The following is a 2,205-nucleotide window of genomic DNA, read 5'->3' on the forward strand; positions in this document are numbered from 1 at the left end:
GCCGCCGCGCCGCCCGGGCACGGCCAGGGCGCGCTCTTCGACACCGTGCCGGCCCGCCGGGGCCGGGCATCGACGCACTGACCCGGGTGTACGCGGACCAGCTCGCCCGGGTCGCCGCGACCGAGCATCCCGGCCGGTTCCGGCTGCTGGTGGCCGCCGAGTCGGCCGGCGCGTTGATCGCTGTGGAGATGGGTGCCGCCGGCCTGCCCTGGCGTGCCGACGTGCACGACGAGATCCTGCACGAGTTGCTCGGCGAGGCGTCCCCGGTCGGTGGCCCGCCACGTCGGCTCGCCGAGCTGGCCGCCCAGATCGCCGACGCGCTCGGCGTACGCCGGCTGCACGCCGACTCTCCGGCGGAGCTGCTGAAGGCGTTCGCCCGGGCCGGGGTGGAGCTGCCCAACACCCGGGCCTGGGTGCTGCGCGCGGTGGACCACCCGGCGGTGCCGCTGGTGTTGGAATACAAGGAGCTGTACCGGATCTGGACGGCGCACGGCTGGTCCTGGCGTGAGCAGTGGGTGCAGGGCGGCCGGTTCCAACCGGAGTACGTGCCGGGCGGGGTGGTGTCCGGTCGCTGGGCCACCCGTGGCGGTGGCGCGTTGCAGATCCCGAAGGTGATCCGGCGGGCGGTGGTCGCCGACCCGGGTTGGCGGTTGGTGGTCGCCGACGCCGGCCAGTTGGAGCCCCGGGTGCTCGCCGCGGTCTCCGGTGACGCCCGGCTGGCGGCGGCGGGCGGCGCCGGCGACCTCTACGCCGCGTTGGCCCGGGACTCCTTCGGCGGCGACCGGTCCCGCGCCAAGGTGGCCCTGCTGGGCGCGATGTACGGGCAGACCGGTGGGGCCGCGGTGCCCGCGCTGGCGGTGCTGAAGCGCAGTTACCCGACGGCGTTCGGCTACGTCGAGGCGGCGGCGCGCACCGGTGAGGTGGGCGGGTTGGTGCGCTCGTGGCTGGGGCGGACGTGCCCGCCCGGCTCGGCCGGGTTCGGCGATCTCGACGACGCGTCCGCCGATCCGGATGCGGCGGCCGATCCGCAGAGCCCCCGGGCCCGCGCCGCGCGGTCCCGGGGGCGGTTCACCCGCAACTTCGTCATCCAGGCCACCGCCGCGGAGTGGGCCTCCACATTGCTCGCCACGCTGCGCACCGAGCTGTCCGGCACCGATTCGGAGCTGGTCTTCTTCCAGCACGACGAGGTGGTCGTGCACGCTCCCGCCGCGCGGGCGGCGGCGGTCGCCGACGCCGTCACCCGGTCTGGCGAGCGGGCCTCCGCGCTGCTCTTCGGTGCCACACCGGTGCGGTTCCCGCTGGATTTGTCCATCGTCGACTGCTACGCCGACGCGACCTGACCGACCGGCTGTCCGTGCCGACAGGTGCCGGGCGTGTAACGGTTGTGCTATTTCTCCTTTTCACCCCGCCACCCACCGCTGGCCGTTCTCGTTGCAGTGACCGTAGGAGGGGACGGATCGGTAACGGTTCGTCAGGTGCTGGAGGGGGCGCAGCTGAACCGGATCGCAGGAATGATCATCGCGGCGGGTGGCGGACGACGGATCGGTGGTCCGGAGGCGTTGCTGCACCAGGGGGACAAGCCGCTGGTCAATCAGATGATCGACACGATGACCGAGGCGGGCTGCGAGCAGATCGTGGTCGTGCTGGGTGCCGCCGCCGAGCAGGTGCAGGAGACCGCCGATCTGGCCAAGGCCACCGTCGTGATCAACAAGGCGTGGGGTACCGGAGTCGGCTCATCCATCCGGGCCGGCCTGGCCGCCATGGACGACGAGGGGATCGAGGCGGTGGTGGTGGTCCCGGTCGACATGCCAGGCCTGACCGCCACGGCGGTCAGCCGAGTGGCCGCGCTGCCGTACCCCGACGTGCTGGTCTGCGCCACCTACGACGGGCTGCGCGGCTACCCGATGCTCTTCGGTCGCCGGCACTGGCCCGGCATCGCCACCCTGGCCAGCGCGGACGTCGGTGCTCGGCCGTACCTGTTGGCGCACAAGGACCAGATCGTCGACATCGCCTGCGACTCGGTGGCCGACGGCGGCCGGGTCGACACCCCGGAGCTGATGGAGCTGTACGGCCTCACCGTCCCACCCCAACGCGTCGGGGTCTAGATGTAGCGCCCAGCACCGTTGTTGACGCGGGTGATGGGTGGTTGTCCGGCGAGGGCGGTGTGTCCGCGGTGGTGGTTGTAGGTGTGGAGCCAGGCGGGTA

1 protein-coding gene and 2 pseudogenes are annotated in these 2,205 nt (G+C 72.9%); 2 read left to right on the forward strand and 1 reads right to left on the reverse strand.

The features are described from left to right. Nucleotides 1-1,340, forward strand: a pseudogene (locus JM949_RS35380) (bifunctional 3'-5' exonuclease/DNA polymerase); the annotation flags it as partial. Between the two features lie 171 nt (nt 1,341-1,511). Continuing rightward, nucleotides 1,512-2,105 carry a nucleotidyltransferase family protein gene (locus JM949_RS35385; protein WP_203152398.1) on the forward strand — a complete coding sequence of 198 codons (594 nt, stop codon included), beginning with the start codon at nt 1,512-1,514 and terminating at the stop codon, nt 2,103-2,105. Here JM949_RS35385 and JM949_RS35390 read toward each other — a convergent pair. After that, a pseudogene (locus JM949_RS35390) lies at nt 2,102-2,205 on the reverse strand (IS481 family transposase); the annotation flags it as partial. The gene JM949_RS35385 and the pseudogene JM949_RS35390 sit on opposite strands and share 4 nt — an antisense overlap.

This window comes from Micromonospora tarensis, from assembly GCF_016803395.1.
Lineage (GTDB): Bacteria > Actinomycetota > Actinomycetes > Mycobacteriales > Micromonosporaceae > Micromonospora > Micromonospora tarensis.